General features: G+C 59.6%; 15 protein-coding genes and 1 pseudogene. 3 read left to right on the forward strand and 13 right to left on the reverse strand.

Annotation, left to right across the window (positions count from 1 at the left end; translation table 11 throughout):
* Positions 1 to 18: 18 nt before the first annotated feature.
* From AC13QY_RS08050 to AC13QY_RS08065, 4 genes and pseudogenes are all read right to left on the reverse strand, one after another.
* Positions 19 to 1,005 (reverse strand): GlxA family transcriptional regulator, encoded by a 987-nt coding sequence (locus AC13QY_RS08050; RefSeq protein ID WP_113420809.1) that lies wholly within the window; start codon positions 1,003 to 1,005, stop codon positions 19 to 21.
* Positions 1,002 to 1,190 (reverse strand): annotated as a pseudogene (locus tag AC13QY_RS08055) (proline racemase family protein); the annotation flags it as partial. The gene AC13QY_RS08050 and the pseudogene AC13QY_RS08055, both read right to left, overlap by 4 nt.
* A 9-nt stretch (positions 1,191 to 1,199) precedes the next feature.
* Positions 1,200 to 1,511 carry a hypothetical protein gene (locus AC13QY_RS08060; protein WP_113353552.1) on the reverse strand — a complete coding sequence of 104 codons (312 nt, stop codon included), beginning with the start codon at positions 1,509 to 1,511 and terminating at the stop codon, positions 1,200 to 1,202.
* A 191-nt stretch (positions 1,512 to 1,702) separates the two neighbouring features.
* Complete coding sequence (locus AC13QY_RS08065; RefSeq protein ID WP_488493188.1) at positions 1,703 to 2,386, reverse strand: 5-formyltetrahydrofolate cyclo-ligase; 684 nt, start codon at positions 2,384 to 2,386, stop codon at positions 1,703 to 1,705.
* 113 nt (positions 2,387 to 2,499) lie between these two features.
* Between AC13QY_RS08065 and AC13QY_RS08070 the strand changes: the two genes are divergently transcribed.
* Positions 2,500 to 3,405 (forward strand): LysR substrate-binding domain-containing protein, encoded by a 906-nt coding sequence (locus tag AC13QY_RS08070; protein WP_113388724.1) that lies wholly within the window; start codon positions 2,500 to 2,502, stop codon positions 3,403 to 3,405.
* A 53-nt stretch (positions 3,406 to 3,458) separates the two neighbouring features.
* Positions 3,459 to 4,580, forward strand: coding sequence for an HPP family protein (locus AC13QY_RS08075; RefSeq protein ID WP_488493189.1), 1,122 nt, complete (start codon positions 3,459 to 3,461; stop codon positions 4,578 to 4,580).
* Positions 4,581 to 4,641: 61 nt separating this feature from the next.
* Here the strand turns inward: AC13QY_RS08075 and AC13QY_RS08080 are convergent, their stop codons facing one another.
* Together AC13QY_RS08080 and AC13QY_RS08085 are read right to left on the reverse strand one after the other, a co-directional pair.
* A complete protein-coding gene (locus AC13QY_RS08080; protein WP_488493190.1) occupies positions 4,642 to 4,989 on the reverse strand; it encodes a DUF488 domain-containing protein in 348 nt (115 codons plus the stop codon).
* 96 nt (positions 4,990 to 5,085) lie between these two features.
* Positions 5,086 to 6,411 carry an NAD(P)/FAD-dependent oxidoreductase gene (locus AC13QY_RS08085; RefSeq protein WP_488493191.1) on the reverse strand — a complete coding sequence of 442 codons (1,326 nt, stop codon included), beginning with the start codon at positions 6,409 to 6,411 and terminating at the stop codon, positions 5,086 to 5,088.
* Positions 6,412 to 6,643: 232 nt separating this feature from the next.
* Between AC13QY_RS08085 and AC13QY_RS08090 the strand changes: the two genes are divergently transcribed.
* On the forward strand, positions 6,644 to 7,120 hold the full coding sequence (locus tag AC13QY_RS08090; protein ID WP_092713673.1) for an Lrp/AsnC family transcriptional regulator: 477 nt from the start codon (positions 6,644 to 6,646) through the stop codon (positions 7,118 to 7,120).
* A 74-nt stretch (positions 7,121 to 7,194) separates the two neighbouring features.
* On the opposite strand, the gene AC13QY_RS08095 is transcribed toward AC13QY_RS08090, so the two are convergent.
* From AC13QY_RS08095 to AC13QY_RS08125, 7 genes are all read right to left on the reverse strand, one after another.
* Positions 7,195 to 8,850, reverse strand: a complete 1,656-nt coding sequence (locus AC13QY_RS08095) for an ABC transporter ATP-binding protein (protein WP_488493392.1) — start codon at positions 8,848 to 8,850, stop codon at positions 7,195 to 7,197.
* 2 nt (positions 8,851 to 8,852) lie between these two features.
* Positions 8,853 to 9,704, reverse strand: a complete 852-nt coding sequence (locus tag AC13QY_RS08100) for an ABC transporter permease (RefSeq protein WP_488493192.1) — start codon at positions 9,702 to 9,704, stop codon at positions 8,853 to 8,855.
* Positions 9,701 to 10,651, reverse strand: coding sequence for an ABC transporter permease (locus tag AC13QY_RS08105; protein ID WP_113331042.1), 951 nt, complete (start codon positions 10,649 to 10,651; stop codon positions 9,701 to 9,703). The genes AC13QY_RS08100 and AC13QY_RS08105 overlap by 4 nt, the downstream gene beginning before the upstream one ends.
* 200 nt (positions 10,652 to 10,851) lie before the next feature.
* Complete coding sequence (locus tag AC13QY_RS08110) at positions 10,852 to 12,462, reverse strand: ABC transporter substrate-binding protein (RefSeq protein WP_488493193.1); 1,611 nt, start codon at positions 12,460 to 12,462, stop codon at positions 10,852 to 10,854.
* A 66-nt stretch (positions 12,463 to 12,528) separates the two neighbouring features.
* A complete protein-coding gene (locus AC13QY_RS08115) occupies positions 12,529 to 13,251 on the reverse strand; it encodes an HAD-IA family hydrolase (protein WP_113353171.1) in 723 nt (240 codons plus the stop codon).
* Between the two features lie 235 nt (positions 13,252 to 13,486).
* The gene (locus AC13QY_RS08120) at positions 13,487 to 14,860 is read right to left on the reverse strand and encodes an aminotransferase class III-fold pyridoxal phosphate-dependent enzyme (RefSeq protein ID WP_488493194.1); all 1,374 of its coding nucleotides are present in this window, start codon (positions 14,858 to 14,860) and stop codon (positions 13,487 to 13,489) included.
* A 13-nt stretch (positions 14,861 to 14,873) separates the two neighbouring features.
* Positions 14,874 to 15,713, reverse strand: a complete 840-nt coding sequence (locus AC13QY_RS08125; protein ID WP_488493195.1) for a GNAT family N-acetyltransferase — start codon at positions 15,711 to 15,713, stop codon at positions 14,874 to 14,876.
* Positions 15,714 to 15,935: the final 222 nt, after the last annotated feature.

Below are 15,935 nucleotides of genomic sequence, written 5' to 3' on the forward strand. Positions count from 1 at the left end.
CATCGCGCCATCAGCTCTTCAGGCATGCGCGCGCCGTAACTCCGTGGGAGATTGTCCGTAGAGCCGGCGAAAGAGCCTCGCAAAATGGGAGGCGCTGTCGAAGCCGACCTCCAGTGCGATTTCAATGAGCGGAGCCTCTGTCTGGAGAACGAGCTGCTTGGCCCGTTCCATGCGAATGCGGGTGTAGACGGCGCCGGGAGAGGTTTTCATTTCCTCGGTGAACAGACGTTCAAGCTGCCGCCGGGACAGTCCGACCGATGCGGCAAGATCTTCGGTCGGTACCACGTCCTCGATATGGCTCTCCATGGTAATCAGCACGGCCTTCAGGCGTGGGTCCTGGCATTCGATCGCGAGCGGCTTGCGCGGCTGGATATCCAGCCCGGATCGAGCGCGCTCGATCTGCAGCACTTCAAGCGCGTTTCGCTCGGCGTCCCGGCTGATGTGTCGTCTGACAAGAAAGGCGGCCATATCGGCGGCGCTGCTTCCGCCGGCGCATGATCCGCGGCTCCGGTCGAGATTGAACAGGCGATCGGAGCGAACGGGGTTCTCGGGGAATTGCTCCCGATAGGCCTGATAATGCAGCCAGCTGACGCAGGTCTGGTGTGTTTTCATCAAGCCAAGGCGGGCCAAGATGAACGTGCCGGTGCAGACCCCGATCAGCGGGATCTTCTGAGCCGCGGTCTTCTTCAGATAATCGGAAGTCTGTTGATCGATCGTGATGTCGGCATTCAAGAGTCCGCCGACCACGACAATGTAATGGAATTCCTTCGGGTCGATAAAGTCCGACGTCGGTGCGACCTGAACACCGCAGCTGGAGGTGATGAGATGCCGGGTGCTACCCAATACCTGCCAGTCGGCCAGCACTCTGCCCGATTTATCGGCTTCGTCGCTCGCCAATCTCAACGTATCCACGAAGAGAGCGAAGGCGGAAAGCGTAAATGATCGCGCGAGGATGAAACCGACCTTCAAGGGATCGTGTTTAGCTTCTTGTTTGACGGATTTCATGCAATGCCTCGACGGACAGACCTCTTCCATTTGATCTGGAAACCATAGGCCAAAGGATCTCGATCGTCGACGAAGATCGTATTGTGGCCGATGATCCGCACCCAGCCCCCGACGCTTGGCCCGATGTCGCGGAAATCTCCGATTTCGACGTCGGACTCGATGTATGCTTCGAATACCGTGCCGATATCAGTGGCTCAGTGGTTCCCCGTAAACTGGAGATAGGCCGCAAGGCTGACGGCGGAAAGCGCCACAATCGCAGCGGGGTGGGAAAGGCTCTTGCTGATGGCCGCGAGCAGCAGTCCGAGCAAGACGATGGCACTTCCCAGTAACGGCCCCTTATCGGCAAAGGACAATGCAAGGGCCGTCAGGCTGACTGCCGCCGCGACCATAGTAACCGGCATCTGGTTTTGAAGACTGTCACCGCGGCTTGCGAAGGTCAGCAGAAACCTGTTCCAGCTCAAGCCGAGGGAAATGCTCAAAAGTAGCGGCAGGAGAATGGACAGCATGAATATCGTCTCTTCCGATGGATCAATCGTAAAGACGCAATTCATGTGCCAATAGGCGCAGGCGTTAATCCGGCCGGGTATATCGGAGCTCAGGTGTAGACTGCTGCCCGTTTGTGCGGCGATCTGCCGCTCCGTTCAGCATCCCGTCGGAATCGGCAGGCTTAATGCCGGGCAGGAAAGGGGCTTTGAGTTCATCGATAGCGCGGTCCCGCTTGCGTGACGATCACGTCCATCGGAATGTCATGAGCGAGCGGACGGATGGTATCGATCCTCTGCGATTCGAAGCCGACGCCGATGACCAAAGGCTTGCGCTCGAGGGCCATAAGGGTTCTGTCGAAAAATCCGCCTCCATAACCAAGACGGTAGCAGGCTGGATCGAAGCCGACCAGGGGCGCGATGACAATATCGGGAACCGCTTGCCTGTCCTCTGCCGGCACGGGAATGTTCCATACCCCGCGTTCGAGCCGCTCTCCCGTTTTCCATGATCGGAATATCAAGGGTTCTGCCTTGGCGACAACGACCGGCAACAGGCAATCCGCGCCGCGTGCCGTCAAGGCCGCCATCCATCCTCTCAGGTCCGGCTCTCCCGAGAAGGGCCAGAACAGGCTGATATGTTTGCCGTCGATATCGGTGACAATCTGATCGAGATAGGTGGCGATCGCGCCTGTATATTCATCACGCTTTGCGATTGGCAGCGCCTTTCGCTCGCCGATCAGCCTTTGCCGCTCAGCCCTTCGCCACGCGAAAATATCCGAGATCCGGTTCTCGTTGGGTGAAATGCCGCTATAGGCTGGGTTGACCTCGTGCAACATGCAGGCAGGCGACGCGTATTCGCGGATTGCCTCGTCGGTTTCACGTCGATCTGGTTTTGCCATCCGCCCGTCAGAACTCCATTCCCTGGCTCGATACCGAAACATGCTTGAGCTGCGACAATGATTTTTATATAGGGAATAATAAGGTAACTTAATTCCTGAATCGAGATCTTTAATTGGACCTCTCATCAATCGAGATCTTCCTTGCCGTGGCCAGTGACCGCAGCGTGACCAAGGCCGCGAAGGCCGTGGGGCGCGTGCCGTCGAACGTGACGACGCGCATTCAGCAGTTGGAAGACGATCTGGGCGTCCTGCTCTTCAGCCGCAACGGCAAGAAGATGACCCTGACGAAAGAAGGCGAGACATTTCACCGCTATGCCAATCGGCTCGCCGCGCTTGCGCTCGAGGCGCGTCAGGCGGTCCGGCCCCAGCGCCCAACGGGCACATTGCGTCTGGGGACAATGGAAAGCACGGCGGCAAGCCGGCTGCCCGCGGCGCTCAGCCGGTTCAACCAAATGTGGCCGGATGTATCGCTCAAGCTGACGCTTGGCGCCTCCCGCGACCTTGCTCAAGATGTTCTGCGCGATGTTCTGGACTGCGCGCTGATCGCCCGGCCGCCAAAGGCAATGCTGGATGAAGATCCAAGTTTCGCGGCTGAACTCAAGCAGCTCGAAGCCGAACCGGTATTTGTCGAGGATCTGCTGCTCCTGCTGCCATCCGGGCATCCGCCGATCCGGTCGGCTGCCGATTTGCGCGTCGGTTCGATTGCTGCCCTTGAGCCCGGATGCACTTATCGCGGGATTGCAGAAGGCTGGGCGCGCAGGTCGAGCTCTCTGCCAACGACCGAACTTGGCTCCTATCATGCGATTCTGGCCAGTGTGGCGACCGGCAACGCAGCCGGTGTCATGCCAAGATCGGTTCTCGATCTCATGCACTGGCCGGCGACATCGGTGACTCACCAGCTCGCCATGGTCGACACGATCCTTATCTCGCGCAAGAATGGTCGTCCGAGTTCGCTCGATGCGTTTCAAGAGGTCCTCGGCGCCACCAGGGGCAAGGGCCTGCCGCTACCGTCGAACTAGCCGGCGTCCCGCCGTTCATCCAAGGAAAGCCCTTCTCTAAAACTGGTTTCATCATGCAGCATCCAGAATCCCATAAGGCGGGATCCAGCCGGTTCCGCTTGTTTTCCCCGATCCTGGCCGGAGCCACCTTGCGCGAACGGCTGATCGCGTGCCTTGGTGCCTTGATCGGCATCGGCCTTACCGGCGTGATCAGCGGCTATCTCTTCGGTCAGGGGCCGCATCTTCCGCTCATCGTCGCGCCGATGGGAGCATCCGCGGTGCTGCTTTTCGCGGTTCCAGCAAGTCCGCTTGCCCAGCCTTGGTCGATCATTGGCGGCAACACCATTTCAGCCATGATGGGTATCATCGCCGCCTATCTCATCCATGATCCGATCATCGCGATCGGGGTCGGCGTCTCGCTTGCGATCGGAGCGATGTCATTTACGCGATGCCTGCATCCGCCAGGCGGTGCTGCCGCCTTGACCGCCGTTCTCGGCGGTCCGGTCGTCGCAGGCTGGGGCTTCCTGTTTCCGTTCGTGCCGGTTGCCTTGAACTCCTGCATACTCGTCGGCCTCGGACTTATGTTTCACAAGCTTTCCAGGCGCAATTATCCGCATGTCGTCGCAAAGCATGCCGAGAATATCCATCAGACACGTGATCTGCCGCCGCCCTTGCGGGTGGGCTTTCGAGAAGAAGATGTCGATGCGGCCCTGGGCGTGCTGGACGAGACCTTCGATATCGATCGCGCCGACCTCAGCCGCCTCTTGCGGCAGGTCGAATTGCAGGCAGCGGTGCGATCGCATGGAGATATAAGCTGCGCCGACATCATGTCGCGCGATGTCATCGCCATTGGCGAGGATGCCGAGCCGGATCACGCGAGACATCTTCTGCTGAAGCACAATATCCGAACATTGCCGGTCAAGGATCGGGAGGGCCGCCTGATCGGTACGGTCGGCTTGCGCGAGCTCTCCGGCGGCCTCGACGCCATCGCGCACGCCATATCGAAACCGGCTGTCGCCGATGCGACCGATCCTGCTCTTTCGCTCCTGCCTGTTCTGACGGACGGACGCACACACGCGGTCATCGTCATTGATGCCGATCGGCGCGTTCTTGGTCTGATATCGCAGACGGATTTGTTGAGCGCGATGGCGCGACTTCTGCCGCCCCGCGATGCCCCGGCTCAGGCCGTCGCCTGAAACCCGCGCGGAGGTTTCGTCATACTTCCATCTTCGGGCGATGACAATGCCGGTCAATGATCTACCGATTGGTGAGGAAGTCCATGAGCACGACAGCGTTATTGTGCTCGGTGTCTCTCGCACCATAAAGAAGCGTGGCGGTTGATTGTCCGATTTGCTCCCTAAGCTCTTCCACGGCCTTCGAGTTCTTCTTGAGCTCATCCTGGTAACGCCGGCGAAATTCATCCCATTTTTTGGGATCATGATCGAACCAGCGTCGCAGCTCGGCGCTTGGGGCGATGTCCTTCAGCCAGGTGTCAATATGAGCGTCGTTCTTGCTGATGCCGCGAGGCCATAGACGGTCGACCAGGATACGCTTGCCGTCGCCGTCATCAGCGGGTTCGTAAATTCGTTTGATGTGTAGAGGCATGTCCATCGCCTTTCCGGGGGGCTGCCCCTTGCCGATGATAACATCCGTCCGCGAAAGCCTGGCCGATAATCGGGAGATCGGCGCGGCTTTTGTATTTTAGAAATCAGCGACCTTGCCCCAAACGGATGAGGCGAAGCGGCTTGGATGATAGGGCGTCGGATCGACGATAGGCGCTGCACCGGTCACGATGTCGGCGATCAAATGGCCGGCGCCAGGTCCGATCCCGAAACCATGGCCGGAAAATCCGGCGGCGAGGATGAAGCCGGGAAGGCCCTGGATTTCCCCAATGCCGGGAACACCGTCCGGCGTGCTGTCGATATAGCCGGCCCAGGCGGCCGTGATCTTCGTCTTGTGAAGCTCCGGCAGGAGTTCCAGGGCTCTCGCATGCGTCAGTTCGATCGTGGCATGGTCCGGTCTTGGATCGAGAATGCGCATATGCTCCATCGGCGTCGTTCGGTCGAGCCGCCAGCGCTTCAGCGATTCATGACCGGAGCGAAAGCCTTCGAGGCCGCCGGGCGACAGGCTTTTTCGCCGCTTGAGGAACATGGGAATGAATTGCGACGAGAACCGCAATTGCTGAGGCGTCACGTCAACCCGGCCGCGACCACTGATGGCCAGCGTATAGCCCCCATCGCCACGTCGCGTGACCGATACGCCGCTGGTGTGCAAGGCATCAGGCAATCCTTCGGCACCGGCCGAAACGGCCAGAATGGATGAACGAACGGAGGCTTGAGGAAAGCGAATGCCCAGCTGTCGGCAGAAGGATGACGCCCAGGCGCCACCGGCGAGAATCGCGGTCTTGGTGCGGATCACCCCGTTTTCGGTGATCACGCCGCTGACGCGTCCCGTTTCCGTTTCCAAACCTCGCGCGGCGCAATTCTGATGGACCGTGCCGCCTAGCTTCATGATCGCGCGTGCCACGGCCGGCGCCGCATTGGCCGGATCGGCAACCCCGTCCGTCGGCGAGAAAACTCCGCCTTTCCAGATGCGCCCCGTGGCGCGGCCACGTTCGCTCGCTGCAGCGCTGTCGAGCATATGCGTCGTGACACCGACGGTTCTTGCAAAGTCGTGCCAGCGCGCCCAGCCGGCGATCTCCTGTTCGTCATTGCTGAGATAGAACAGGCCACAGCGGCGGAAGCCTGTGTCCTCGCCGCTATCGGCGGCAAATCGCTCCCAAAGATCGAGGCTTTTCGTCGCGATCGGCAGTTCCCGCCCATCGCGGTTCTGCTGCCGGCACCATCCCCAATTGCGGCTGGATTGCTCTGCCCCGACCCGGCCTTTTTCGACAAGGGCGACGCGCAGGCCCGACCGTGCGAGATAGTATGCGGCGAAAACGCCGACAATTCCTCCGCCGATCACGACGACATCGGCTGACTTCGGCAATATCGGCGAGCTTTCGACAAGGCAAAGCGGTGCAGGCATGCGCGATCTCCAGGTTCGAACCAAATCTACCCCATTGCTTCGCCAGACGTTGCCGGAGATGGTGGATCCACAAAATTTTATGCCGTGATTGATGCAGTCTATAAACTATTGTGCTTTAAAGGAGATTTGTCTTCCCGATAGACATAACCGGGCAATATGCTAGGCTCTGCTTTGCGTGATAACAGCATTTTGTGCCGCCTTCTCCCGGCGCTCTTTCAATGGCGGACCTCTGATGAAACTGGATCGGATCGATATCAAAATCCTCTATGAGCTTCAGAGAAACGGCCGCATCACCAATGTCGAGCTGGCGGAACTGGTGGCTCTTTCACCCAGCCCATGCCTAATGCGAGTCAAACGGCTGCAAGCGGAAGGATATATCGAAGGCTATTCGGCCCAGATCAACCTCGCCAAACTCGGGCAGACGCTGACCGTCTTTACCGAAATCACCTTGAAGAACCACCGGCAGATCGATTTTGCGCGCTTCCTCAACGTGGTCGAGAAAATCGACCAGGTGATCGAGTGCCATCTCGTATCGGGCGGCTACGACTATCTCATCAAGTTCGTAACCGCTGGGATCGGCGAGTACCAGACCATCATGGAACGGCTGACCGATATGGATATCGGGATCGACAAATATTTCAGCTTCGTCGTGCTGAAATCACCGATCGTCAAGTCGCATATGCCGCTGACCAGCCTGTTTCCCATGTAACGAGCTTTCAAGGCCAGATCGGCGGCTTGAGCCGGATGATTTTAGATCGAGTCGACCTAAAATCTGAATTCGCTCTAGCCGTGCCCATATTCGCGCTTGAGCTCCGGGTCCTGGACGAGATTGTCGAGCCAGGTCGGATCGAGCTTCGGAACCGACCCGAACAGCAGCTGCGAATAGGGGTGGCGGGGCGCATTCGCGGTCTCGCGCGTGATTTGCTCCACCTTCTTGCCGCCATACATCACGACGATCTCGTCGCAGATTGCCTCGACGACCGAAAGATCGTGACTGATGAAGATGTAGGACAGATGCAACTCACGCTGCAGTTCCTTGAGGAGATCGATGATCGCGGCGGCAACGACGGTGTCGAGAGCGGAGGTGATCTCATCGCAGATGATCAGGCGTGGCTCGGCGGCAAGGGCGCGGGCGAAATTCACGCGCTGCTTCTGTCCGCCTGACAATTCCGATGGATAGCGATAGCGAAGCGCGCGGGGCAATCGCACCATGTCAAGCAGTTGATCGACCCTCGCCGCCCGGGCCTTGCGATCCATCCCGTGATAAAATGCCAGGGGCCGCTCGAGAATGTCGGCGATCGACTTCGCCGGATTGAGTGCGGTGTCGGCATATTGAAAGACAATCTGCATCTCCCGCAATTGATCGCGCGTACGCGATTTGGCGGCGCGATTGATATCGCTGCCATTGAAGCCGATGGTGCCCGACACGGCCGGCAGTATTCCGGCGATCGCACGCGCCAGCGTCGACTTTCCACATCCGGATTCGCCGATGATGCCGAGATTCCTGCCTTTCTCCACCTCGAGACTCACGGACTGAACCGCGCAGACCGCCGGCAGGCCGTTGGGTTGGAGATCGCCGTAGCCGGCAACCAGGCTGTCGATCCTCAATACGGGCGCAATCGACCCGCCTGTCTTGCTATCCCGGATGGCCTGCTTCGGCTCGAAGGCGGCCAACAACTCGCGCGTATAGGGATGGCTTGGTCGCGTCAGGATCGCTTCGGTCTTCGCAAGTTCCTGGATTTCGCCGCCCTTGAGCACGGCGATGCGATCGGCGATCTGGGCGACGACCGCCAGATCATGTGACACATAGACTCCAGCAATATTATCGGCGCGAATGACGGATTTGAATGCTTTAAGCACGTCGATCTGCGTCGTCACATCGAGCGCGGTGGTCGGTTCGTCAAAGATAACGAGCTTGGGTTCGCCGATCAGGGCCATGGCCGCTGCCAGCCTCTGCAACTGGCCGCCGGAGACCTGATGCGGATATCGTTCGCCGATCGTCTCGGGATTTGGCAGCGACAGCGCCCGGAAGAGCTCGATCGCGCGACGACGGGCCTGTTCGGGAGGCATCAGCCGATGAATGCGGGTAACCTCGATCACCTGTTCCATGATCTTCGTGGCCGGGTTGAAGGCGGCGGCCGCGCTTTGCGGGATATAGGCAACCGTCGTGCCACGAACATTTGCGCGCTCGCTTTCGGAAAGCGCGGCCATGTCCTGACCATCCACGTAAATCTTGCCGCCGGAGATGCGGCAGCCCTCCCGCGCATGTCCCATGAGCGTCAGCGCGATCGTCGTCTTGCCCGAGCCGCTTTCGCCGATGAGGGCGATGATTTCGCCCTTCGCTATGTCGAAGCTGACATCCTTGATAATCTCGATGACGCGGCCGGAATCTGTCCTGGCCTCGACTTTCAAATTCCTGATTTCAACGAGGTTGGTCATCATCATGCGCTCCTGTCCCTGATCCTGCGTGGCAGGTTGTCGATCAGCAGGTTGACGCTGATGGTGAGGCTGGCAATGGCGAAGGAAGGCACGATCACGGCAGAGGCGGCGAAGGGCAGGCCGCCGATGTTCTCGCGGACCAGGGCTCCCCAATCGGCATGGGGCGGCTGCAGGCCGAGGCCGAGAAAGGAAAGGCCCGAGAGCAGGAGCACGACAAAGACGAAGCGCAGGCCGAAGTCCGCCAGGACCGGCCGGATAATGTTCGGCAGGATTTCGGAGGCGATGATATAGCCGACCTTTTCGCCGCGGGTACGCGCAACGGTGATGAAGTCCATCGTATTGATATTGACAGCGAGCGCGCGGGCAAAGCGATAGGCGCCGGGCGTGTAGATGACGGCGAGCGTGATGATCAGGACGGGAATGGAAGAGCCAACGGCGGCAACGACGACCAGGCCGAAAAGCTTGCTCGGGATCGAGTTCAGGGCATCGAGAAACCGGCTCAGGATCGTGTCGAACCACCCACCGATGACCGCGGCCGTCATGCCAAGCGCCACGCCGCAAAGACAGCAGAGCGCCACCGCAGCCAAGGAAATGCCGACCGTGTAGCGCGCGCCCATCAGGACGCGTGAAAGCATGTCTCGGCCGAGATAGTCCGAGCCGAGCCATAATTGATCGCTTATCGGACCGAAATAGTCCGTATCGACGATGTCACCGACGGAGTAGGGGATAATATAGGGCGCGAACAGGGCGACGATCGTCCAGCCGAGAATGATGGCGAAGGCGACGACGCCAACGGGGCTGACCCTGTAGCCAAATAGGGATGGAGTGCGGGGAGCCAAGCTTTTCGTGGTCATCGCAGCCTCGGATTCGACAGGATGGCAATGATGTCGGCGGCGGTGATCAACAGGAGATAACCAAGGCAAAAGATCATCGCGCAGCTCTGGATCAGCGGCAGATCGCGGGTCGCGACCGCGTCCACCATCAGCTTGGCGATGCCTGGATAGTTGAAGATCGTCTCGACGATGATGACGCCGCCGACGAGATAGGAAAGCGAAAGCGCGATGGCATTGACGATCGGCCCGAGAGCATTGGGCAATGCGTGCCTGAACACCATGCGGCTGCGTGAGGCGCCTTTGAGCAGCGCCATTTCGACATAGGGGGTCTTCAGCGTCTCAATAAGCGCTGCCCGGGTCATGCGGATCATTTGCGCGGAGATCACGAAGGTGAGCGTGATGACCGGCATGGCATAGATTTTCATGAGGTCGAAGAGCGTATGCGCCTCGCTCGTCGACGACAATGCCGGCAGCCAGCGCAGATAGACGGCAAACAGCAACACAGCGAGCGTCGCGACCATGAATTCGGGCACTGATATGACACCGATCGAGATGACGGTTACGAGCCGATCATAATAGGAGCCGCGAAGCATGGCGGATGTGATACCGAGCAGCAGCGCGAGCGGCACCGAGACGAGCGTCGTTATGGCGGCAAGCTCCAAGGTCGCCACCAGGCGGCCGCCGATCAGCTGCGCGACAGGCATGTTATTCGCGTAGGAAATGCCGAGGTCGCCTCTCATCAGACCCAAAAGCCATCCCATGAACCGCAGGATCGCTGGCTCGTCGAGGTGCATGGCCTTGCGCAAGCCCGCAACCGCCTCGGGCGTAGCCGCCTGGCCGAGCAGGATCGAGGCGGTGTCTCCCGGCAGCATGCTGGTTGCGAAAAAGACAGCGAACGACACGATCAACAAGGAGATGATCGCAATTAAAAGCCGGTTCAGGACAAGAATGGAAACCTCGGATCTCAAACAAATCGCTCCTGCGGCGTTCTAGAGCAGTTCCAGCAAAAGTGCGAAGCGGTTTTGCGTCCGGAACCGCGTAAAAACAAGAAGGTAGAGCGTTTTCGCGATTCGAAGAAAAGTGGAAATGCTCTACGAAACGAATGGCGTTCGCGGGACGGCTCCCGGTGGCGGCCGCGACCGTTCCCGGGAGAGATGTCCAGCAGGGGTCAGGCCTGGAGCCAGAGATATTCCGCCATCGCGTAGCCCATCATGCCACCGAGCGGATTGGCTTCCAATCCGTGTACCTTGCTCGAAATGGCATCCACATTCGAGATATAGGCAGGGATGATTGTGCCCGCCTCATCGGCGATCATCACCTGCATTTCGTCGTAGATCTGCTTGCGCTTGGTCTGATCGAGCAAGCCGCGGGCTTCGATCAGCATCTTGTCGAATTTCTCCGACTTGTACTGGCTCTCGTTCCATGGCGCGTTGGAAGCATAGAGGAGCGAGAACAGGATGTCGGGCGTCGGGCGCGGATTGATGTTGCCGAAATGGATCGGCGCCTTCAGCCAGTAATTATCCCAATAGCCGTCGGACGGAACGCGCTGGACATCGAGCTTCATGCCGATATTCGCGCCTGCGGCCTGGATGATCATTGCCATATCGATCGACGAGCCTGCCGCGTCGGAGGCGATCACCGGAATGGACTGTCCGAGCACGCCCGCCTTCTGGAAATGGAACTTGGCCTTGTCCGGATCGAAGGCTTTCGGCTTCAAATCATTGTTATGGTAGATGTTCGCCGGGGAAACGGGCTGATCGTTGGCCACTTCGCCAAAACCGCGCAGTGCCGATTTGACGATCTGCTCGCGATTGACCAGGGACTTCATCCCGTCGACGAAGTCCTTCTTGTTCCCCGGCGTCATGTCGAGGCGCATGTTGAGGTTGGTATAGTTGCCGCTTGTCGTTTTCGAAAGTGCGAAGCCGGACTGGCCATCGACCAGCTTCACGGCGCGGGGATTGATGGCGGCGGCAAGATGGATGTCGCCCGAGAGCAGAGCATTCACGCGGGCATTGTCATCGCTGATCGCGAAGAACTCGAAGGAATCGAGATAGGGCTGGCCGGACTTCCAGTAGTTCTTGTTCTTGACCACGACCGACCGATTACCCGGATCGAAGGTTTCGAGAACGAAGGCGCCGGTGCCGTTGCCTTTCGAAAAGTCCGTCGTGCCATTGGCGACGATCATGAAATGATGCAGGGCCAGAATGGTCGGCAGGTCGGCATTCGGGTCGGCAAGCGTGATTTCGACCGTCGACTTGTCGATGGCCTTGAAGCCGGTCATCTGGGCGGCGATCTTGGCGACCTTGGAGCCGACGCCCGGGTCGAGATGGCGTTTCAGCGAGAAGACGACATCGTCGGCCGTCAGTTCCTTGCCGTCATGGAAGGTTACGCCCTTGCGCAGCTTGATCGTCCAGGTCTTGGCGTCCTTGCTTTCGATGCTCTCGGCAAGCTCCATTTGTGTCACGCCGGCCTTGTCGATGAAGGTCAGGCGATTGTAGAGCGAGCAGCAGCGCACATAGTCCGTCGACAGGGACGCCTTTGCGGGATCCAGCGTGTCGGCGGTCGAGGACGACCAGCCGGCCCCCTTGAACGCGCCGCCGGAAACCGGCGTTGCTGCGACGGCCTGCGTGGCGCGGCCAAGAATGATGCCCGCCGATGATATCGCAACACCTCCCGCCAGCATCAGTTTCAGGAGGTCGCGCCGCGTTGCACCGCGCCGGATGGCGTTCTCCACCATCGCGTCGTCGGCGGTGGTCCAGTTCGTAATTCCGTCAGTCATCTCATTCCCCTTTTTTCTGTTGATTGATGGGATGCCTGTCTTGGTCGCAAGCTCTCCCGGGTTGGCTCACTGTCTTTCGGTCAGCCTTTCCTTGACCGCCGAGGCGAAGGCCGCCATCGACGTGAAGTGGTAGTCGGGTTGAGTGAAGCTCTCTGGCTCTATCGTGCCGCCATAGCCGTCCTGAGCATGACGGCGCTCGATCCAGCAATTGGTCAGCCCAAGCTTTCGCGAAATGCCGATATCGTGGTACTGGCTTTGAGCGACATGCAGAATATCGTTCTTGCTCGCTCCTTTGCCGCCGACGAATTCGAATACCTGTTCGAAGAAGGCGGGATCTGGCTTTTCCGTGCCGGTGTCGTCGGCCGTGAAGCTCGCGAAGAACGGCGAGCCGAGCTTTTTTTCGAAGTGATCGAGTGCCCAGCGGCGAGCGTTTGTCATGGCGACGAGGCGATGCGTTTTCTTGAGCTCGGCAAGCGCTGCCGCGCTATCGTCGAACGCGTTCCAGTTGGCGACGGAATCACGCAGTCGCTGCGCATATCGATCTTCCGCCGGCAGGCCAAGGGCGGGCGCAATGACCATGTAAACCCGTGAGAGATCATCCGGAAAGAGTTCCGCGTCCTCGCTGTAGCGCGCCTGGCGATAGAGCCTCAGCGCCTCTTCGCCATCGATGGAGGTGCCAGCTTCAGCCGCAATCTCGGCGAGGCAGGTCTTTATGCCACCTTCGAAGTCGATGAGGGTGCCGACGACATCGAAGGTAAGATATTTGAAGTCCTGAAAGTCTTTGGCCAAGTCATGCTCTCCTTCATGATCCGCTGCGGACAAGCCGCTTGCAGCATAAAATTCTGACCCAAAGGGCGGAAATCGTCCTGCCAAGGCCCGGAAAAGCCGGCTTTCAGCCGTTCTAGGAAGCAGTTTGGCAGTTCCTGAACGGCGAAGTCGCCGAATCGATGGTGTACAGCGGCACAAAATTCCGAATTTCCGGCCCTCTCCGACATTTCGCCAACCAAGAACGGCATACGCCGCTTCAACGCATGGCTTCCCGAACGTCCGGATCTTCCAAAGTCTGGTCGAGGGTCTTTCGTGTGCGCTCCAGGATCGCGTCGATATCATCATCCGTGCAGCAAAGCGGCGGTGCGTATCCAAGCACGCCATGGGCGAACGCGCGGATGACGAGGCCATTGTCCCAGGCGCGATCGAAAATCCTGCGCGCCGGCGCGGCAGCACTTGGCAATGGGGTCTTCCCGGCCTTGTCGACAACCAGTTCGACGGCCGCCAGCATGCCGCGACCGCGGACATCGCCGACCAGCGGATGGTCACGCAGATTTTCCAGTCCTTCCATCAGACGCGCACCAGCCTTGACACCATTTTCGAGGAGGCCGCCCTCATAGAGCTTCAGTACTTCGAGCCCGACTGCGGCGCTGACGGGATGGGCCGAATAGGTGTAGCCATGGCCGACCGCCGCACTACCGGCGCTGTCAGCGATGACATCATAGACGCGATCGGACATGAACACGGCGCCCATGGGCACGTAGCCGGAGGTCAGGCCCTTGGCCGTCGTCATGAAGTCAGGGACGATTTCGTCATACGAGCAGGCGAACAGCGGACCGGTCCTGCCGAAGCCGGTAATGACCTCGTCGGCGATGAAGAGAATGTCATATTGACTGCAGAGATCGCGGATCGCCTTGAGCCAGCCTTTCGGCGGCACGATGACGCCGCCCGATCCCTGGATAGGTTCGGCATAAAATGCCGCCACGCGCTCGGCGCCGATCGCTTCGATCTTTGATTTGAGGTCCGCGATCGAGGCGGCAATGATCGCATCCGCCCCTTCGCCGACCGGATTGCGATACGGATAGGGCGAGGGGATCTTGTGCTGCCAGTCGAAGGGGACGCCGAAGCCTGCATGGAAGCCGGGTAGCGCCGTGAGGCCGGCTCCAACGGTCGAGGAGCCGTGGTAGCCTTGCTCGATCGAGATGAACTGGTCGCGCTCCGGCTTGCCCTTGGCATGCCAGTAGTAGCGGACGAAGCGCACCGTGCTGTCGACGGCATCCGATCCGCCGAGCGTGAAGTAGATATGATTGAGATCGCCGGGCGCCCGGTCGGCGAGTTCGGCCGCAAGGCGAATGGCCGCTTCGCAACCGATATCGAAGTAACCCGTCGCATAGGGCAGTTCACGCATCTGGCGGGCTGCTGCTTCAACGATGCTCTCATGCCCGTAGCCCGCGTTCACGCACCAGAGACCGGCAAAGCCGTCGACAAGCTGATGGCCCGATGCGTCGGTGACGGTTGCGCCTTTTGCTGACCGCAACACCCGCACGCCCAGTTTTTCATGGCCGCGATAGGATGAGACCGGATGGATGAGGTGCGCGCGATCAAGTTCGATGAGCGAGTTGGCGAGCATGATGATCTCCAAATTATCCAAGAGCCTGATTGGCCAATGCAAATATTCTCGCGTTCCGGCCGAGGGCTCCAGCGCCGCCCGGGCGTCGCATCGCGATACCGCCACCCACATGGCTAAGGCCGATCTGCGCCAGCCAGCCGGTCAGCCCCGAGCTTTCGTTCGTATCGACGCGCAGGAATTCGCTCGGCTTGCGAAGGGCAAGCGCCGTTATCAGCGATTTCGCATCCTCGGTATTCGATGCGATGACAGGCCCGATCACATCGCCGCGTCCAAAGGCGCGCAGCGCGCCGAAAGCCTCCACACGACCATGTCGTCGAATGACGACCACCTGCGCGACATCTGTGAGCGCGTCGATCAACGTGCGGCGATCCGCACCGAAAGCTGCGCGGTCGAGCGCTTTGATCGCGGAAAAATCATCGGCGGTCGCGGCCTCGACATCCCCAGCCGGCGCGAGGTCGGCGAGATGTCCCTGATGTTGAAAGATCTCGCCCTCGGCGACAAAGCCGAGCTTGCGATACAGCGGCAGTCCTTCCGTGGTTGCAATGAGCCTCAGAGGGCGGTGGCCAGCCAGCGCCATTGCCGCATCCATGAGCTTGCGGCCAAGCCCGCGGCCGCGCAGGTTTTCGTCGACGATCACCATATTGATCGTCGCGCAATCCTCTCCATAGGGGGTCATCAGGATGGTGCCCACGACGCGACCCGTCTCGTCCACGGCTGCTGCGCCTTGGCTCAAACGCAAGGCAAGACGCCAGTCCTCGGCACGATGAGGCCATTTGGCTTGACGTGAGAGGGCGAGGGCGCCGTCTATATGCTCCGGTGTGAAGCTGACCAAATTTATGCTGTCGGTTCGCATGGGGCATCCTTTCCTTGCCCCAAGTCTCGGCGATCCCCGCATGGCAGATTATCTGAAGGCATGGTTCGTCGTGATATCTTTCGCCGTAGCGGGCGCGCTTGGCCGCATCTTATGCTGAAGATCCTTTTTCGGTCGCTCCGCAATGGTCCAAAAACAACGTCGCGACGCATATCCGCTGCAACACTCTGCCAAAGGACGCCGCGCATACGAAACAATATGCTT

The organism is Martinezella sp. CNPSo 3795 (assembly GCF_057784475.1).